General features: G+C 66.5%; 14 protein-coding genes. 9 read left to right on the top strand and 5 right to left on the bottom strand.

The window, feature by feature from the left end; translation table 11 throughout:
- Nucleotides 1–9: 9 nt before the first annotated feature.
- The 3 genes from ccoO to fnrL form a co-directional block, all read right to left on the bottom strand.
- The gene (gene ccoO, locus Q1A36_RS06560; protein ID WP_299841232.1) at nt 10–816 is read right to left on the bottom strand and encodes a cytochrome-c oxidase, cbb3-type subunit II; all 807 of its coding nucleotides are present in this window, start codon (nt 814–816) and stop codon (nt 10–12) included.
- 9 nt (nt 817–825) lie between these two features.
- Nucleotides 826–2,424 carry a cytochrome-c oxidase, cbb3-type subunit I gene (gene ccoN, locus Q1A36_RS06555; protein WP_299841230.1) on the bottom strand — a complete coding sequence of 533 codons (1,599 nt, stop codon included), beginning with the start codon at nt 2,422–2,424 and terminating at the stop codon, nt 826–828.
- A 292-nt stretch (nt 2,425–2,716) separates the two neighbouring features.
- A complete protein-coding gene (gene fnrL, locus Q1A36_RS06550) occupies nt 2,717–3,460 on the bottom strand; it encodes a transcriptional regulator FnrL (RefSeq protein WP_299841228.1) in 744 nt (247 codons plus the stop codon).
- Nucleotides 3,461–3,515: 55 nt separating this feature from the next.
- On the opposite strand from fnrL, the gene hemN reads away from it, so the two are divergent.
- On the top strand, nt 3,516–4,859 hold the full coding sequence (gene hemN / locus Q1A36_RS06545; RefSeq protein WP_299841226.1) for an oxygen-independent coproporphyrinogen III oxidase: 1,344 nt from the start codon (nt 3,516–3,518) through the stop codon (nt 4,857–4,859).
- Here the strand turns inward: hemN and Q1A36_RS06540 are convergent.
- A complete protein-coding gene (locus tag Q1A36_RS06540) occupies nt 4,843–6,051 on the bottom strand; it encodes an FAD-dependent monooxygenase (RefSeq protein WP_299841224.1) in 1,209 nt (402 codons plus the stop codon). The two genes, hemN and Q1A36_RS06540, sit on opposite strands and share 17 nt — an antisense overlap.
- Before the next feature lie 181 nt (nt 6,052–6,232).
- On the opposite strand from Q1A36_RS06540, the gene peaA reads away from it, so the two are divergent.
- Genes peaA through Q1A36_RS06510 form a run of 6 tightly spaced genes read left to right on the top strand, consistent with a single transcriptional unit; the run spans nt 6,233 to nt 13,010 of the window.
- Entirely contained in the window at nt 6,233–7,789 is a 1,557-nt protein-coding gene (gene peaA / locus Q1A36_RS06535) for a quinohemoprotein amine dehydrogenase subunit alpha (RefSeq protein ID WP_299841222.1), read from the top strand.
- A gap of 9 nt (nt 7,790–7,798) precedes the next feature.
- Nucleotides 7,799–9,229, top strand: a complete 1,431-nt coding sequence (gene peaB / locus Q1A36_RS06530) for a quinohemoprotein amine dehydrogenase maturation protein (protein ID WP_299841220.1) — start codon at nt 7,799–7,801, stop codon at nt 9,227–9,229.
- Nucleotides 9,229–9,555, top strand: a complete 327-nt coding sequence (gene qhpC, locus Q1A36_RS06525) for a quinohemoprotein amine dehydrogenase subunit gamma (RefSeq protein ID WP_101751427.1) — start codon at nt 9,229–9,231, stop codon at nt 9,553–9,555. The genes peaB and qhpC overlap by 1 nt, the downstream gene beginning before the upstream one ends.
- A 2-nt stretch (nt 9,556–9,557) precedes the next feature.
- Nucleotides 9,558–10,640, top strand: a complete 1,083-nt coding sequence (gene peaD / locus Q1A36_RS06520; protein WP_299841218.1) for a quinohemoprotein amine dehydrogenase subunit beta — start codon at nt 9,558–9,560, stop codon at nt 10,638–10,640.
- 1 nt (nt 10,641) lies between these two features.
- On the top strand, nt 10,642–11,295 hold the full coding sequence (locus tag Q1A36_RS06515; RefSeq protein ID WP_299841216.1) for a S8/S53 family peptidase: 654 nt from the start codon (nt 10,642–10,644) through the stop codon (nt 11,293–11,295).
- Nucleotides 11,292–13,010, top strand: a complete 1,719-nt coding sequence (locus Q1A36_RS06510) for an ABC transporter ATP-binding protein (protein ID WP_299841214.1) — start codon at nt 11,292–11,294, stop codon at nt 13,008–13,010. The genes Q1A36_RS06515 and Q1A36_RS06510 overlap by 4 nt, the downstream gene beginning before the upstream one ends.
- On the opposite strand, the gene Q1A36_RS06505 is transcribed toward Q1A36_RS06510, so the two are convergent.
- Nucleotides 12,914–13,906, bottom strand: a complete 993-nt coding sequence (locus tag Q1A36_RS06505; protein WP_299841212.1) for an AraC family transcriptional regulator — start codon at nt 13,904–13,906, stop codon at nt 12,914–12,916. The genes Q1A36_RS06510 and Q1A36_RS06505 overlap by 97 nt on opposite strands.
- A gap of 103 nt (nt 13,907–14,009) precedes the next feature.
- Between Q1A36_RS06505 and Q1A36_RS06500 the strand changes: the two genes are divergently transcribed.
- Entirely contained in the window at nt 14,010–14,708 is a 699-nt protein-coding gene (locus Q1A36_RS06500) for a cytochrome b/b6 domain-containing protein (protein ID WP_299841210.1), read from the top strand.
- A gap of 39 nt (nt 14,709–14,747) precedes the next feature.
- Nucleotides 14,748–16,460 (top strand): AMP-binding protein, encoded by a 1,713-nt coding sequence (locus Q1A36_RS06495; protein ID WP_299841208.1) that lies wholly within the window; start codon nt 14,748–14,750, stop codon nt 16,458–16,460.
- Nucleotides 16,461–16,470: the final 10 nt, after the last annotated feature.

The following is a 16,470-nucleotide window of genomic DNA, read 5'->3' as shown; positions in this document are numbered from 1 at the left end:
GCGCCCTCCCTACCGGCTCGCGTCAGGGGTGAAGGTCGAGAAATCGACCAGCGTGCCCAGCATCTGCATATAGGCGATCAGCGCATCCATCTCGGTCAGTTGCGGCTGGCCGTCGAAGTTCGACACCACTGCGCCGGGATAGCGTTCCAGAAGCCCGTCGGTATCGGCATCGGGATTGGCCTGCGCCCAGAAATCCGCCTTGACCGAGGCGACCATCTCGTCGGTATAGGGAACGCCGACGAGACGATGGGTCTTGACCAGGGCCTCGGTGAAAGCCGGTTCGATCTTGGTCTCGGCGAGGAAGGCATATTTCGGCATCACGCTTTCGGGCACCACAGATTGCGGGTCCTTCAGGTGATCGACATGCCAGGCGTCGGAATAGCGCCCGCCCACCCGCGCCAGGTCCGGGCCGGTCCGCTTCGATCCCCATTGATGGGGGTGGTCATACATCGACTCGGCGGCCAGCGAGTAATGGCCGTAACGCTCGACCTCGTCGCGCATCGGCCGGATCATCTGGCTGTGGCAGGTATAGCAGCCCTCGCGCACATAGATGTCGCGCCCGGTCAGTTCCAGCGGCGTATAGGGCCGCACGCCCTCGACCTTCTCGATGGTGTTCTCGAGATAGAACAGCGGCGCGATCTCGACGATGCCGCCGATCGACACCACGGCCAGCGAGAAGATGAACAGAAGCGAGGCGCTGCGCTCGATCAGCGCGTGCCGGTCAAGGATGGACCGGCGCGGCCTGGTCGCGGTGGTCCCGGCACTGGCGGAGGCTTCGGCGCTTTGCGCCGGGCTGGTTTTCGGGTCGTTTGCCATCATCGTCTCTCACTCTGCCGGGACTTGCGCCGGGGCCGGGGCGCGGACGCCCCCCCGAATGGTCATCCACATGTTCCAGCCCATCAGCACACCTCCGGCGAGGAACAGCGTCCCGCCCAGTGCGCGCACGACATACATCGGGAATTTCGCGGCCACCGTGTCGGCGAAGCTGTTGACCAGGAAGCCCTGGGCATCGACCTCGCGCCACATCAGGCCCTCCATGATGCCCGTGACCCACATCGAGCTGGCGTAGAGAACGATGCCGATGGTCGCGAGCCAGAAGTGCCAGTTGATCGCCGACATCGAATACATCCGCTCGCGCCCCCAGAGCCGCGGGGTCAGATAGTAGAGCGTCCCGAAGGTGATCATGCCGTTCCAGCCAAGCGCGCCGGAATGGACGTGCCCGATGGTCCAGTCGGTGTAATGCGACAGCGAGTTGACCGAGCGGATCGACATCATCGGCCCCTCGAAGGTCGCCATGCCGTAGAAGGCCAGGCTGATGACCATCATGCGGATGATCGGGTCGGTCCTCAGCTTGTCCCAGGCCCCGTTCAGCGTCATCAGCCCGTTGATCATCCCGCCCCAGCTGGGCATCCACAGGATGATCGAGAAGACCATGCCAAGCGTCGCCGCCCAGTCCGGCAGGGCGGTGTAATGCAGGTGGTGCGGACCGGCCCAGATATAGAGGAAGATCAGCCCCCAGAAGTGGATGATCGACAGCTTGTAGCTGTAGACCGGGCGCTCGGCCTGTTTCGGCACGAAGTAATACATCATCCCGAGGAAACCCGCCGTCAGGAAGAAGCCGACCGCGTTGTGGCCATACCACCATTGCGTCATGGCATCCTGCACGCCGGCGAAGATCTGCACCGATTTCGAACCCCAGATCGAGACCGGGATCGAGATGTTGTTGACGATGTGCAGCATCGCCACGGTGATGATGAACGCGAGCAGGAACCAGTTGGCGACATAGATGTGTTTCTCGCGCCGCCGCGCCAGTGTGCCGACATAGACCGCAAGCAGGCAGACCCACACGATGGTCAGCCACCAGTCCACATACCATTCCGGCTCGGCATATTCCTTGGACTGGGTCGCGCCCAGCACATAGCCCGTCGCCGCCAGCACGATGAAGAGGTTGTAGCCCCAGAACACGAACCAGGCGAGATTGCCGCCCCAGAGCCGCGCGCCCGAGGTGCGCTGGACGATGTAGAAGCAGGACATGATCAGCGCGTTGCCGCCAAAGGCAAAGATCACCGCGCTGGTATGAAGCGGGCGCAGCCGCCCGAAGTTGGCGAAGGGCTGGGCCCATTCGATGTTCAGCGCCGGAAAGGCCAGCTGAAAGGCGATGACCACGCCGACCAGGAAGCCGACGATGCCCCAGAAGGCGGTGGCAATGGCGCCTGCCCGCACCACGTCATCCATGTAGCCCGTGGTATCGACGGGCTTTTTCGGCTTGTCGGCATTGCGCATGATATTGATGGCCAGCCCCGCCGACAGGGCCATCAGGATCAGGGCATGGACCTGATAGGCGAGATCATGCGCCCAGTTCGCGGCAATGGCCATGAACAGGGCGACGAGTCCGAGCCCGGTCAGTTTTGCGGCATCTGTCATCGGAAATCCCTCGTGAGTCTCGGCGCGCGAAAATGACGCGCGCTTCTGTTCGCAGGGTCTCGCTAGTCCCGCGGCGATCACGCCGCATTGATCTAGATCAAGGTTTCGCGATGCCGGGACCGATAGCAAAAAAGGACGGGAGGGAGGCCGGTCATGTATTGACGGGACGGCACGGACCGGGGCCGACGGCACCCGGCCTGTGCCGATTTGTCGCAGCCTGCCGGGGGGCGGATCGGGCGGTTGCGACGCTGTTCAGGGGTGATTTTGACCGCTCGAGGCGGCGTTTCGCGACTCAGTAGTCGACGCCGCCATCGGTGTCGTCGCCGGTCTCGGCCAGCAGCGCCGAGAGGTCGGGGACGTGGATGCCGCGCTTGCCCTCGATCTCGATGATGCCGTCCTTGGCCAGCCCGGTCAGCTGGCGGCTCACCGTCTCGATGGTCAGCCCAAGGAAATTCGCCATCATCTCGCGGGTGATCGGCAGGTCGATCTGACAGCCCTCACCCTGCAGATCCATCGGCAGGTTGGCGCGTTTCAGGATCAGCGCCAGCAGACTGGCGATGCGTTCGCGCGCGGTCTTGCGGCCCAGAAGCAGCATCCAGTCGCGCGCCGCGTCCAGCTCGTCGAGCGACATTTCCAGAAGCCGTTCGCCGACATGCGGCATCTCGAGCAGCAAACGCTCGAACGGACGCTTGTGAAAACAACAGAGTGTCACATCGGTGATGGCGGTGATGTCATAGGGCGCGGCCTCGCGGCCCGGACGGCCGATGAAATCCGACGGTAACAGCAACCCGATCATCTGCGTGCGCCCGTCATTGATCGAGCGCGTCAGCGAGGCCGTGCCGCCGACGATCGAGGCAACGATGTCCAGCTGTTCGCCGCGGATCGCAATGACCTGACCGGCGCAGAAGGTCTTGTAGAACTTGATCCGGTTCAGCTCTTCAAGCTCGTCCCCTTCGCATTTCGCGCAGACGGCGCGATGGCGGATGGGGCAAGCGGTGCAGTCGATCCGGTGAGAGTGGGAATGCAGCGCGGTCATATTTTTTTGATCTGGATCAAGGCGGCGTTTAATGCGCGGCATAGTATATCACTCCATGAGCATCCGATCCAAGCTTCGCCGCCACGGCCTCTTCGACGCACGCGTTCCGCGCTTCACCAGCTACCCGCCCGCCACCCGGTTCACGGCTGCGGTCGGGTCTGCCGACTATGCCGCCTGGCTGGGGCAAGTGCCCTCAAAACAGGCAATATCGCTCTATGTCCATGTTCCGTTTTGCCGCAGGCTCTGCTGGTTCTGCGCCTGCCGGACGCAGGGCACGAAGACCGGAACGGCGCTCGGGGGCTATGTCGCCTCGCTGCTGGCCGAGGCGGCGCTGATCCGCAGACAGCTGCCGAACGAGATCAGGATCACCCGGCTGCACCTGGGCGGTGGCACCCCCACGATCCTGCCGCCAGAGCTGATGGACCGGCTGCTGGGCGGGCTGGACCGGGTGTTCGGTCTTGGCGCGCTCGACGAGTTTTCGGTCGAGATCGATCCCACCGAATGCGACCGCGAGCGGCTGGGGATGCTGGCCCAATACGGGCTGAACCGCGCCAGCATCGGCATCCAGGATTTCGAGCCGCGCGTGCAGGTCGCCATCGGCCGGGCGCAATCGCTGAAGGTCACGACCGAGGCCATCGACAGCCTGCGCGACCTGGGCATCCACGCCATCAATCTCGACCTGCTTTACGGCCTGCCCTACCAGCGGCGCGATACACTGTCGCGGACACTGGACCACGTGCTGCAACTCGACCCGTCGCGGCTGGCGCTTTACGGCTATGCCCATGTGCCCTGGGTCTCGAAGCGGCAGGTGATGATCCCGACCGATGCCCTGCCCTCGCCCGAGGAGCGGCTCGACCTGACCGAGCTGGCGCAGCACTGGCTGTTGGGCGCCGGCTTCCGCCAGGTTGGCATCGACCATTTCGCCCGGCCCGATGACAGCCTTGCCATCGCCTTCAACGAACGACGGCTGGCGCGGAATTTCCAGGGCTATACCGATGACCGCGCCCCGATGCTGATCGGGCTTGGCGCCTCGTCGATCTCGCGCCATCCGGCGGGCTATGCCCAGAACGAGCCCTCGACCGGCCGCTATCAGGCCCGGGTTGCCCGCGGCGAGTTGCCCATCGCCCGCGGCACGGCGCTGACGGAGACCGACCTTCTGGTCGGGCATATGGTCGAAAGCCTGATGTGCTATCACGACCTGAGGATCGATGAATTCGGTGCAGCCGCCGGCGAGGCCGCAATGCGGGCAGCGCAGCTGGTGCGGGAGTTCGGCGATTGCGTCGAGTTCGATGGCCGGCTGCTGCGGGTCAAGCACTGGGCTTGGCCGCTGACGCGGATCATGGCCGCCTCGCTCGGCTCGACGACCGAACCGGGGCAGCGTTTCAGCGCGGCGGTCTGACGGCATCCGCCTGCGCCTTCCGCAACAGATCGACAGCCCGGTCCGGCCCGACCCAGGACACGCCTGCCGGGCTGTGCGGCGTCACCACCACCTCACCCTCGGCCAGCACGCCGTCTTCAACCACGATGCGGCGGGCGATATGGCTCTCCGCTGGCGCCTCCAGCGGTGCGTCATCGGGAAAACCGGCGCGGCGGGACCAGAAGGGCAGATGCAGCCGGGCTGACTGCTCCCGGATGAAGTCGCGCCCCAGCCGCGCTTGCCTTGGATAAACATCGGCGTGCCGCTGCGCGAGAAAGCGCAGGGCCAGATCGCGGGTCTCGGCATCGTCGCGCCGCATCAGCGTGCGCCGGACGGCGGTGGCAGCCAGCGCCGAGGACACCGCCCAGAACAGGCCATGCCCCGACAGCGGGTCCATGGCCGAGGCGGCGTCGCCGATGGGCAGGACCGCCAGATCCTCGGCGGGTGCCGCGAGAACCGGGGTGGCGTCGCGGATCAGCAGGTCGCTGTCGATCCCCAGAACCGGCGGCAGTCCGTCACTCGCCGCCGCCAGCCCCTCGGCCAGCCGCGCCTCGGCCGCGCGCCCCTCGGGATCGGCGGCGTCCAGTGTCAGTTGCGCCCAAGCGGTGCCATCGCCCCGCGCCGCCTGCCAGAGCCAGCCCTGATCCAACGGCACGATCCGGCTGCCCGGACCCTGCGCCGGGTCCACCTGAAGCCCCGCACCGATGGCGATGGTGGCGGGACCCCGCGTGACCAAGGGCCGCGAGCGATGGGCGCGGCGGCCCCTTGCGTCGATGACAAAACGCGCGGTCATCACCTGCCCGCCGTCCATCTCGGCCCGGCCCGCCAAGGGCAGCGCACTGCCTTCGATGATCTGCACCCCCGACGCCCCGGCCATGCTGCGCAGATGCGCATCGACCGCGGCGCGGTCCACGATCAGCTCGGCATTGGCCTGAACCGGGGCGCCGTCCCAATAACTGGTGCGCGGCGCCATGACGGCCCGCATCGCCGCCGCATCGAACAGCCCGGCCTGCTGCAACCAGCCCTGCAGGCGCGGGCTCATCCCCTCGCTGCGCGGCACGCTGCGGTTCGGGTCGATCAGCGCGACCCGGCAGCCGTCGCGGGCGGCAAGGATGGCAAACACCGCCCCCGCCGGGCCACCGCCGACCACCAGCACGTCCAGATCATCGGCCATCGGCACCCCCTTGCCCGTAGCATCCGCACCGATTGCAACGGAAAGGTGACATTTGCGGCCATTCTGCCCCCGCAGTCCACTGTGTCCGAAAATGTCAAGTTTTCGCCCGCAGCCCTCTGCTTCACTTCGCGTCAACTCCAGTCCCGCGGCCCGGCCGCCCAGCCAGAGGATCATCGACGCGATGCACCGCACCTCCCTCGCCACGCTTCTCGCCTCCGCCGCCCTCATGACCGCCGCGCCTGCGCTGGCGCAGGATGGCGAAGAGATCCTGTCGACCGTCTGCGCCGCCTGCCATGTGCAGGGCGAGGACGGCACATATTCCCGCATCGATGACGGCCGCCGCACCCCCGAAGGCTGGGAGATGAACGTGGTGCGGATGATGCGCAATTACGGCGTGCCGCTGAGCGACGAGGAATTCACCTCGGTCGTGCGCCATCTGGCCGATACCCGCGGCCTCTCGATCGAGGAGACCGAGGGCCGGCGCTATATCCTCGAACAGGAACCGAATGCCACCGATCAGGGGCCGGACCAGCTGATGAGCGAGACCTGCGGGCGCTGCCATTCCTATGCCCGCGTGGCATTGCAGCGGCGCACCGGCGATGACTGGAAGAAGCTGATCAACTTCCATCTGGGGCAATATCCCTCGCTCGAATATCAGGCACTGGCGCGGGACCGCGACTGGTGGGCGATTGCCAATGACCAGGTGCTGAAGAACCTGACCGAGGCCTATGTCCACGGCGAGGCACCGGCGAAATCCGATGCCGACCTCAGCGGCGAATGGCGCATTGCCGGGCGGCAGCCGGGGCGCGGATCCTATGACGGCACGCTGACCATCGCCAAGGAGGGCGATGGCTATAGCGTCACGGAATCCCTGACATTTGCTGACGGCAGCACGGAAGAGCGAAGCGGTCAGGCCTATCTCTACGGCGCCGGCGAATGGCGCGCCTCGATGACGGCGGGCGAGCAGAAGCTGCGCGAGGTGATGGCGCTCCGCGCCGATGGCTCGATGGAGGGGCGCTGGTTCCTCAACGGCCAAAGCTCGGTCGGCGGGCGCATCCATGCGGTGCGCAGCGACGGGGCGGCGCAGATCCTGTCGGTCGCGCCCGATCATGTGAAGGTCGGCGAGACGGTCGAGATGCGCATTGCCGGTGTCGGACTTTCGGGTGATCCGGTCCTGCCCGCCGGGCTGACCGCCGAGGTGGTCAGCAGCGATCCCGGCGCGGTGGTGCTGAACGTCACCGCCGCCGCCGACGCCGCCGCCGGTCGCAGCGAGATCGGTGTGGGCGAGGCCAAGCTGGCGGATGCCGTGGCGGTCTACACGGCCCTCGACCGGGTCTCGGTCGAACCCGCCACGACCTATTCCCGCGTTGGCGGGGCCGATGGCCCGATCCCGAAACAGCCTGCCACCTTCGACGCGATCGGCTGGCTGAACGGTGCCGATGGCAAGCCCGAGACCGAGGATGACATCCGCGTCGGCGCGCTGACCGCCGAATGGAAGGTCGAGGATTTCGACAAGATCGCCGCCGACATGAAGGATGCGCAATTCGCGGGCGAGATCGACGCCAGCGGTGTCTTCCACCCCGCCGATGCCGGTCCCAACCCAGAGCGGGTGATGGGCACCAACAACACCGGCAACCTCGCCGTCATCGCCACCGTCAAGGATGGCGAGACCACGCTGGAAGGTCGCGGGCATCTCTATGCCACGGTCCAGCGCTTCGTCGACACACCGATCCGGTAAGGGGCCATCATGGGTTCGCTGACACTCATCAAACACAATGCCCACCGCGTCGATGTGGATGGGCTGGCCATGCTGATGCATGTGCCGACCTCCAGCCTCTTCGAGATGGATGCGGTAAGCGCCTCGGTCTACGAGCTTTTCCGCAAGCTGGGCGTCGCGGATGCCGGCACGCTGCAAAGCGAGCTGGGCCACCGCTTTCCACCCGCCGATCTGGCCGAAAGCGTGCAGAGCCTGATCACCCTCGACATCCTCAGGGACAGCGCCGATCCGGGCCGACCGATTACCGTGCAGAAGGTCGAGGACATTCCCCTGTCCACGATCATCCTCAACGTGAATACCGGCTGCAACCTCGCCTGCACCTATTGCTACAAGGAAGACCTGACCACGCCCGCCAAGGGCGAGAAGATGGATTTCGCCACCGCCCGCGCCGCCATCGACCTGCTGCTGAAGCAGGCGGCGAGCCGCGACAAGGTGAACGTGGTCTTCTTCGGCGGCGAGCCGCTGTCGAACATGCCCCTGATCCGGCAGGTGGTGGACTATACCGAGGCGCAGGTCGCGGAACTTGGCAAGGCGGTCGATTTCACCCTGACCACCAATGCCACGCTCTTGACCGAGGAGATCGTCGACTGGCTGAACGCCCATCGCTTCGGCCTGACGGTCAGCATGGACGGGCCGCGCGCGCTGCATGACAAGAACCGCAAGACCGTCGGCGGTCGCGGCACCTATGACGTGGTGGCGAAGAAGGTCGGGATGCTGCTCTCGCGCTATACCGCAAGGCCGGTGGGCGCACGGGTGACGCTGACCGCGGGCGTGACCGATGTGCTGGCGATCCATGATCACCTGATCAACGATCTGGGCTTTGCCGAGGTGGGTTTCGGCCCGGCAACCTCGGGGCCGATCGCGGTCTTCAACCTGCAGCCCGAGATGCTGAAATCGGTCTTCGAGGACATGAAGACCCTCGGCCGCCGCTATGTCGAGGCGGCGATCCGGGGCGAGAATATCGGCTTCTCGAACATGCATCAGCTTCTGTCGGACATTGCCAGCGGCATGAAGAAGGCCGTGCCCTGCGGCGCCGGCCTTGGCCTTCTGGCGGTGGACAAAGAGGGCGATCTGCACCTCTGCCACCGCTTCGTCGGCTCGAACCAGCCGACCTATGGCAATGTGAACAAGGGCATCGACGTGCCGAAACTGGCGGCCTTTGTCGAACAGGCGCAGGACCGCAGCAATTTCGGCTGCAAGACCTGCCGCATCCGCTCGATCTGCGCGGGCGGCTGCTATCACGAAAGCTATGCCCGACAGGGCGATCCCTTCGCGCCGGTCTATCACTATTGCGACCTGCTGCGCGACTGGGTCGATTTCGGCATCGCTGCCTATACCCGCATCATGCGCGCGAACCCCGGGTTCTTCCGCGCCCATCTTCAGCCCAGGAGTGCCGCCTGATGAAACATCTGACCCCCGCCAATGCCAAGGCCCAGCAGTTCACCGAGGCCGCCGCCGAAGGCAAGGAGGACGAGGTCGTCGCCATGAACTCCATGGTCGGCTGCACCACCTCCTTCGATCCGGGATGGGAGATCGACGCCTTTGGCGGCGTCGGCAACCTGTGCCAGCCGATGGAGGCCGATCTTTATGGCTGCGCTGATCCCTGCTGGTGGCCGGCGCAGGTGGCCGACACCATGAACACCTATCCGAACTGGTCCGATGATGCCGCCGATGTCCACAAGGACTGGCGCCAGCTGCAATCCGTCTTCCCCGAAAGCAAGGTGTGACCATGACGCTCCGCCCCGCCAAGATCGCCACCGCCCTTGCCGCGCTGATGGCCACTGCCCTGCCTGCCATGGCCAAGGATTACCTGATTGTGCCCTCGCGGCCCGACAAGCTGGTCATCGTCGATGCCGAGGCCATGGCCATCGACAAGGTGATCACGCTGGAAAACGCCGGTCCGGTCCCGCAGTTGCCCGTGGTGAATGCCGAAGGCACGCGCGCCTATGTGATGATGAACAAGCTGGAAAGCATCGCCATCGTCGACCTGGTCTCGGGCGAGACGGTGAACCGCATCGACATGACCAGCGCCGACGAGCGGGTGAAGGGCATGTTCGGCATGGACCTGTCGCCCGATGGCAAGACGCTGGTGGTGTTCCAGAGCCCGGTGAAGATGCTGGCCGACGAGTTCCAGGTGCAGCCCTCGCGGCTCGCCTTCTATGACGCCGAGACCGGGGCGCTGAAATCCACGGTCGAGGCGCCGAGGCAGATCGGTTTGCTGGCCTGGTCCACGGACGGGACCAAGATCTTCGGCATGGGGCGCAAGATGTATGTCTTCGACGCCACCGGCAAGCAGATCGAGGAAAAGCCGATCCATGGCTGGGAGACCGAGAAATATTCGCAGCCAGACGTGCTGGACGCCTGGTCGCAATTCGAGCAGGCCGATGTGATCTCGACCCCCTTCTATGCCGCGCGGCTGGACCTGCCGGGCGATCCCACCGCCTTCCGCACCGGGATGCTGACGCAGGACCTGACCACCGGCGAGCTGAAGATGCAGGAGGTCGAGGTCGCCGATATCTTCTACTTCTCCTCGGCGGTCAGCCCGACCGACAAGAACCGGCTTTATGCCGCCTATAACAACCTCTCGAGTTTCGACCTTGCCACCTCGAAGCCGATCAAGCGGGTGCCGCTGCCGCACAGCTATTACTCGGTGAACGTCTCGAGCGATGGCAAGACCGTCTACCTGGGCGGGGCGATGGGCGATGTGGCCGCCTATGATGCCGAGACGCTGGAGCGCAAGGGCGAGGTGCTGATGCCCGATGGCGCCTCGATCTCGCTGGCCTCGACCCGCGTGTTCCAGCGGGACGAGTGAGATGGCGGCGCGCGCGCCCCTGATCGGTATCGTGGACAGCGGCGGTCCCGCCGGCCAGATGCAGGATGCGCGCGCCTTTCATGCCGAGGGCGATGGCCTGGCCCGCCCCGACCGACTGGGGCATGGCAGCGCCGTCGCCGCGATGGTCCTGCGCGCCGCGCCCGGGGTTCGGCTGCGCCATGCGCAGGTGTTCGATGACCGGCCAGTGACCAGCGCGGATCGCGTGGCGCGTGCGGTGGACTGGCTGTCAAAGGATTGCGACCTGATCCTGTTGAGCCTTGGGCTTGCCGCCGATCGTGCCGTCCTGTGCACGGCCTGTGCACAGGCTGTGCACACCCGGTGCATCCTCGTCGCCGCCTCGCCGGCCCGTGGCGCGCCCTGCTGGCCCGCCGCCTATCCGGGCGTTATCGCCGCCACCGGCGATGCGCGCTGTGGCTGGCATGACCTGTCCTTGCTGCCCGGAAACATCATCGGCGCCTGGTGCGCCTCGCCCGAACAGGGCGGAACGGGCATGGGCGGTGCCAGCCTCGCCGCCGCCCGCGTCGCCGGGCATCTGGCCGCGCATCTGGACGAGGCGCAGGGCGATCCCTTCAACTGGCTGGCCGCCCGCGCAAGCCATATCGGCCCCGAGCGCCGCCGGGCCGCCGCCCGATGAGTGTCCGCGACGGACTGGCCGCGCAATTGCTGCGCGGCGTCTTTGGCGGCGCGGCGCGGCCCTGGCTGGTGCCGGTTCTGTCCCGCGCTTTGCCGGGCATCGGCATCGTGCTGGCGGGATCGCTGGTTGCAGCACTGGTGGCGCTGGTCCCGCCCTGGCTCACAAAGCTGCTGATCGATCAGGGGCTTCTGGCGCAGGACTGGCTGGCGGTTCTGCACTATGCCGCGCTGACCTTTGCCGTGGGGCTGGTGATCCTCGCCGGTTCCGTGGGCAACAGCCTGATGCACCTGCACTTCTCGGCCCGGATGCTGGTGGACCTGCGCGGGCGGATACTTGATGCGCTGTTGTTTCGCCGCCCTGATCAACCGCCGCTGACGCTTGGCGAGGCCATGGCGCGGGTCGATGGCGACACGGCCGAGATCCAGCGTTTCGGCTTTGATACCGTGCTGGCGGCAGCGTCGTCGGTGTTCCGGCTGGTCGGCGGGACGGTGATGTTGTTCGTGCTCGACTGGCGGCTGGCGCTGATACCGCTGATGGCCGCACCGCTGAACCTCGCCTTCCTGACTTGGGCACGCCCGCGCACGAGGCAGCGCGCAGAGGAGATCCGCAGCAACCGGGGCGAGGTCTCCTCCTATCTCGCCGAGGGTTTTTCCGGGCTGACCACGCTGCGCACGCTGGGGGCGCAGCCCCTGCGCGCCGCCGGTTTCGCGCCGCTGCAGGCGCGCCAGATTGCGCTGTTGATGCGCCAGCGCCGCTGGTCGGAATTCGTCAGCGCCGTGCCGCAGATCACCGGCGCGCTGGTCCGCGTCGGCATCCTGCTGGGCGGCGGCTGGCTGGTGGTGACGGGGCAATGGCAGGTCGGCGCGCTGATCGCCTTTCTCAGCTATGTGGGCATGATGACCGGGCCGTTGCAGAACCTTCTGGGTCTCTACCACGCGCAGGCACAGGCACAGGTGGCGCTCGCGCGGCTGAACGCGCTGGCTGGTCCCGGCATGGACGAGCGCGGCGGCCGCGCGCCCGCGCCCGGTCCCGGCGCACTGCGCTTCGTTCAGGCGCGCGGGCGGACGGGGAAGCACCTGCCGGTCGATCTGACCATCCCCGCCGCTTCGCGGGTGCTGATCGACGGACCCTCTGGCATCGGCAAATCGACGCTGACCCATCTGGCAGCGGGGCTGTCAGCTCCGGCAACGGGCGCGCGGGTCTATCTCGACGCCGAGGATGTGGCCGGGCTGGACCCGCTGGCCCTGCGCCGCACGGTCGCCGTTGTGCCGCAATCCGCCACGCTCTTTCGCGGCACCATCGCCGAGAACCTGCGCCTTACGAACCCCGAGGCCAGCGATGCGCAAATCGCCCACGCCCTGACCCTCGCCGCCATCGACCTGCCCGCCGAGACCCCGCTGACCGAGGCCGGTCGCAATCTTTCAGGCGGCGAGCGTCAGCGGATCGCGCTGGCCCGTGCGCTGATGCTGCCCTTCCGCGTGCTGGTGCTGGATGAATGCCTGTCCGAGGTCGATGCGGCCACCGCCCGCGCCATTCTGGATGCCATCCTGAAGACGTTCCCGGACCGCACCATCATTGTCATCGCGCATGCCGGACCGGCCCGCGATCTCGCCTTCGATCAGGTGGTGGTGCTGGGACCCGACCCCGCCGCCTTGCGGATGTCGCGCGGCGACATGCCGAACCAGCGCGAGAATGCCCGCGAGAACGCGGTATGATCGGAATAGCCAAGACGCAGCGCGATCTCGATCATCGGCAGCTCGCTGCGGGTCAGCAGCGCCCGGCCGATATTGCGGCGGCAGATCTCGTTCAGTTCGTGGAAGGAACTGTTCTCGCCCTCGAGCTTGCGCCGCAGCGTGCGGCGCGACATGCCCATGGCGCGGGCGATGGCATCCTGATCCGCCGCCGCCTGCCCCATGCGGCGCAGAAGCAGGTCGATCACCCGGTCGCTTACCGGCTGGTTCACCCGGACCTTCCTCAGATGCTGGTCCAGCGCCTGAATGGCATCGCGGAAATCGGTGGCCGGCGCCGCCTCGACCCGCCGGGGACCGCGATCCATCAGCCGCGCCGGAAAGATCAGCGCATTGTCGGTGCCACCCCGGATCGGCCGCGACAGATGCGCCGAGATCGCCCGGGCCGAGCGGCAGTCGCTGTCCTCAAGCTCGGCCGACAGCGCCCGGTCGGCATCGGGGGCAAAGCGCCTGACCATGCCCGCGACCAGCCCCAGCGTCAGCTGTGCATCGGCTGCGCGGGGCCAGATATCCTCGTCCAGCACGCGGTAGCGCACCCGCACCAGGTCGCCGTCCTGTTCCAGATCCAGCGAGGTGGCCGATTGCACGGTGCCGAAATAGCTGACGAAACAGCGCAGCGCCGCGCCAAGCGTGGGCGCCGCCCCGACCGCGACGCCGACCGCGCTGAGATGGGCCAGGTCCATCACCTCGCCGGCACGCCAGATCGCCGCCGGATCGACCAGACCCGAGGCCATGCGCTCAAGGCTGGCAACGAAATCGCGCAGGGGCATGGTGCCGTCGGATCGACAGTCAGAGGCCACGCCCCCGGTCGTGATCGCCTCGACCGCCGTCAAGGGACCCGAGATGATCCACGGGCTGTCCATCACCAATTTCCCCCCGTTCAACGGTTAGCGGCAGGGCGACGCTACGTCAACGAAAACCTGCGTGCGGGATCGCTTATGAAATCGTTCAAGACATTGAAATATCGTGACTAATCAGGGAACGACACGAAACCCCGCGCAAGCTGCGGCACGCCCTGCGGGGTCTGGGCGCAGGTTCCTGCGACTGGCCGAGCGGACCTTCCACTGGATTCTCGCCCCCGGGCTGGTTCTGGCCATCGGGATCAGCGAATATGGCAACCTGCTGCCCTATGCGGCGGGGCGCGAGGCGGCCTGGACGGTCACCATTTATGGATTGCACAAGACCGTCGGACTGGCGATGCTGTTCCTCGTTCCCGGCCTCGCCATCGCCTTGCGGCCCTGGCGACGGCGGGCGGTGCCGACGGGCCGGGTGGGCTGGGCGCCGGTGCTTGACCGGGTGGTCTTCTGGGGGCTGATGGTGGGGGCGTTCGTCATTCCGGTGTCAGGGCCGATCCTGCATGGCATGGGACCGGGCTGGGGCTATGCGCCGGTCTGGTGGGGCTTGCCGAACCGGGTCCCTTTCGTGCCCGAACGCCTTGCCGCCAGCCCCGCCACCCGCGATTTCCACATCCAGAGCTTCTGGCTTTTCTCGGCGCTGGCGATCACCCATGTGATCCTCGCCTGCCGCGTCTGGCTGATGCGCCGCCAGCCGAGCCCGCGCCGCTGGATCCGGTTGCGCCTGCCGCCCCTCGCCCATCGGCTGGCACCGCTGATCGGCGCGGCGTTATGGGTCGGGCTGGCGATCTATTCATGGACACCGGCCTGAGGCGCGGCGCGCCCGGCCAATCGCTGAAAGGACAAGGCAATGAGCATCTATCAGGAGGCGCCGGTCAGCGCCGCGGAAAGCCGGGTCGCCGGGCCGGTCGACAGCCCCCTGCGCGAGGAAACCATCTTTGAATTGCTGCAAGGGGCGATGGCCGCACATCCCGACCGCGAGGCGCTGATCTTTCCCGAACACGGGCTGCGCCTGACCTATGCCGAGTTCGGCGCGGCGGTGGACCGGCTGGCGACGGGGCTTCTCAACCTCGGCATCACGCGGGGCGACCGCGTCGGCATCTGGTCGCCGAACCGACCCGAATGGGTGCTGACGCAATTCGCCACCGCCCGGATCGGCGCCGTTCTGGTCAACGTGAACCCGGCCTATCGCGTGGGCGAACTGGACTATGCGCTGCGCCATGTCGGCGTCCGCGCGCTGGTGCTGGCAGACCGGTTCAAAAGCTCGGACTATCTGGGTATGATCCGGCAACTGGCGCCTGAACTCGACACCGCCCAGCCCGGCGCGCTGATGGCCGAACGCCTGCCCGATCTGCGCATGGTCATCCGCATGGGGGACGGCACCGACATCCCCGGGATGCTGAACTTCGCCGAGATCGCCGCAACCCCTGCCGACACCGCCCGGCTCGACCGGATCAGCGCGGTGCTGTCACCCGGTGACGCGATCAACATCCAGTTCACCTCGGGCACCACCGGCCTGCCCAAGGGCGCGACGCTGAGCCATCGCAACATCGTCAACAACGGCCATTTCGTCACCCGCACCATGGGCTTCTCGCCCGAGGACCGGCTGTGCATCCCGGTGCCGCTCTACCATTGCTTCGGCATGGTCATGGGGGTGCTGGGCAGCGTTTCCAAAGGCGCGACCATGGTCTTTCCGGGCGAGGGCTTTGACCCCGAGCAGGTGCTGACCGCCATCGCGGCCGAGCGCTGCACCGCGCTTTACGGCGTGCCGACCATGTTCTCGGCCATGCTGGACACCGAACGCTTCCACCATCACGACCTCAACAGCCTGCGCACCGGCATCATGGCCGGCGCGCCCTGCCCGATCGAGGTGATGAAGCGCGTCGTCAGCCAGATGCATATGGCGGAAGTCACCATCGCCTATGGCATGACCGAGACCTCGCCGGTCTCGTTCCAGTCCCATACCGATGATCCCTTGGAAAAGCGCGTGACCACGGTCGGGCGCATCCATCCCCATCTCGAGGTCAAGCTGATCGATGGCGAGGGCCAGACCGTTCCGGTCGGCACCACCGGGCAACTTTGCACGCGGGGCTATTCGGTGATGAAGGGCTATTGGAACGAGCCGAAGAAAACCGCCGAAGCCGTCGATGCCGAGGGCTGGATGCAGACCGGCGATCTGGCGGTGATCGACGAAGAGGGCTTTTGCAACATCGTCGGGCGGGTCAAGGACATGCTGATCCGGGGCGGCGAGAACATCTATCCGCGCGAGATCGAGGAATACCTGTTCCAGCATCCGGCGGTGCAGCTGGTGCAGGTCTTCGGCGTGCCCGACGAGAAATACGGCGAAGAGGTCGCCGCATGGATCGTTCTGAAGCCGGGCGCCAGCGCCACGGAAGAGGATATCCGCAGCTTTGCCAAGGGCTTGATGGCGCATTACAAGGTGCCGCGCTATGTCCGCTTCCGCCCCGAACTGCCGATGACCGTGACCGGCAAGGCGCAGAAATTCGTCATGCGCGATGCGATGATCGAAGAGTTGGGGCTAGCGGAGATCAAGACCGCCTGATCCGCCCCCT

The sequence above is a fragment of the uncultured Paracoccus sp. genome (genome assembly GCF_947487305.1).
Classification (GTDB): domain Bacteria; phylum Pseudomonadota; class Alphaproteobacteria; order Rhodobacterales; family Rhodobacteraceae; genus Paracoccus.
Note: the sequence above shows the minus strand (reverse complement) of the source record. Positions and strands in the feature narration are given on the sequence as shown.

What these genes read in the sequence shown, in the direction of transcription:
- ccoO (WP_299841232.1), bottom strand. Translation starts at nt 816, where the DNA reads ATGGCAAACGACCCGAAAACCAGCCCGGCGCAAAGCGCCGAAGCCTCC.
- ccoN (WP_299841230.1), bottom strand. Translation starts at nt 2,424, where the DNA reads ATGACAGATGCCGCAAAACTGACCGGGCTCGGACTCGTCGCCCTGTTC.
- fnrL (WP_299841228.1), bottom strand. Translation starts at nt 3,460, where the DNA reads ATGACCGCGCTGCATTCCCACTCTCACCGGATCGACTGCACCGCTTGC.
- hemN (WP_299841226.1), top strand. Translation starts at nt 3,516, where the DNA reads ATGAGCATCCGATCCAAGCTTCGCCGCCACGGCCTCTTCGACGCACGC.
- Q1A36_RS06540 (WP_299841224.1), bottom strand. Translation starts at nt 6,051, where the DNA reads ATGGCCGATGATCTGGACGTGCTGGTGGTCGGCGGTGGCCCGGCGGGG.
- peaA (WP_299841222.1), top strand. Translation starts at nt 6,233, where the DNA reads ATGCACCGCACCTCCCTCGCCACGCTTCTCGCCTCCGCCGCCCTCATG.
- peaB (WP_299841220.1), top strand. Translation starts at nt 7,799, where the DNA reads ATGGGTTCGCTGACACTCATCAAACACAATGCCCACCGCGTCGATGTG.
- qhpC (WP_101751427.1), top strand. Translation starts at nt 9,229, where the DNA reads ATGAAACATCTGACCCCCGCCAATGCCAAGGCCCAGCAGTTCACCGAG.
- peaD (WP_299841218.1), top strand. Translation starts at nt 9,558, where the DNA reads ATGACGCTCCGCCCCGCCAAGATCGCCACCGCCCTTGCCGCGCTGATG.
- Q1A36_RS06515 (WP_299841216.1), top strand. Translation starts at nt 10,642, where the DNA reads ATGGCGGCGCGCGCGCCCCTGATCGGTATCGTGGACAGCGGCGGTCCC.
- Q1A36_RS06510 (WP_299841214.1), top strand. Translation starts at nt 11,292, where the DNA reads ATGAGTGTCCGCGACGGACTGGCCGCGCAATTGCTGCGCGGCGTCTTT.
- Q1A36_RS06505 (WP_299841212.1), bottom strand. Translation starts at nt 13,906, where the DNA reads ATGGACAGCCCGTGGATCATCTCGGGTCCCTTGACGGCGGTCGAGGCG.
- Q1A36_RS06495 (WP_299841208.1), top strand. Translation starts at nt 14,748, where the DNA reads ATGAGCATCTATCAGGAGGCGCCGGTCAGCGCCGCGGAAAGCCGGGTC.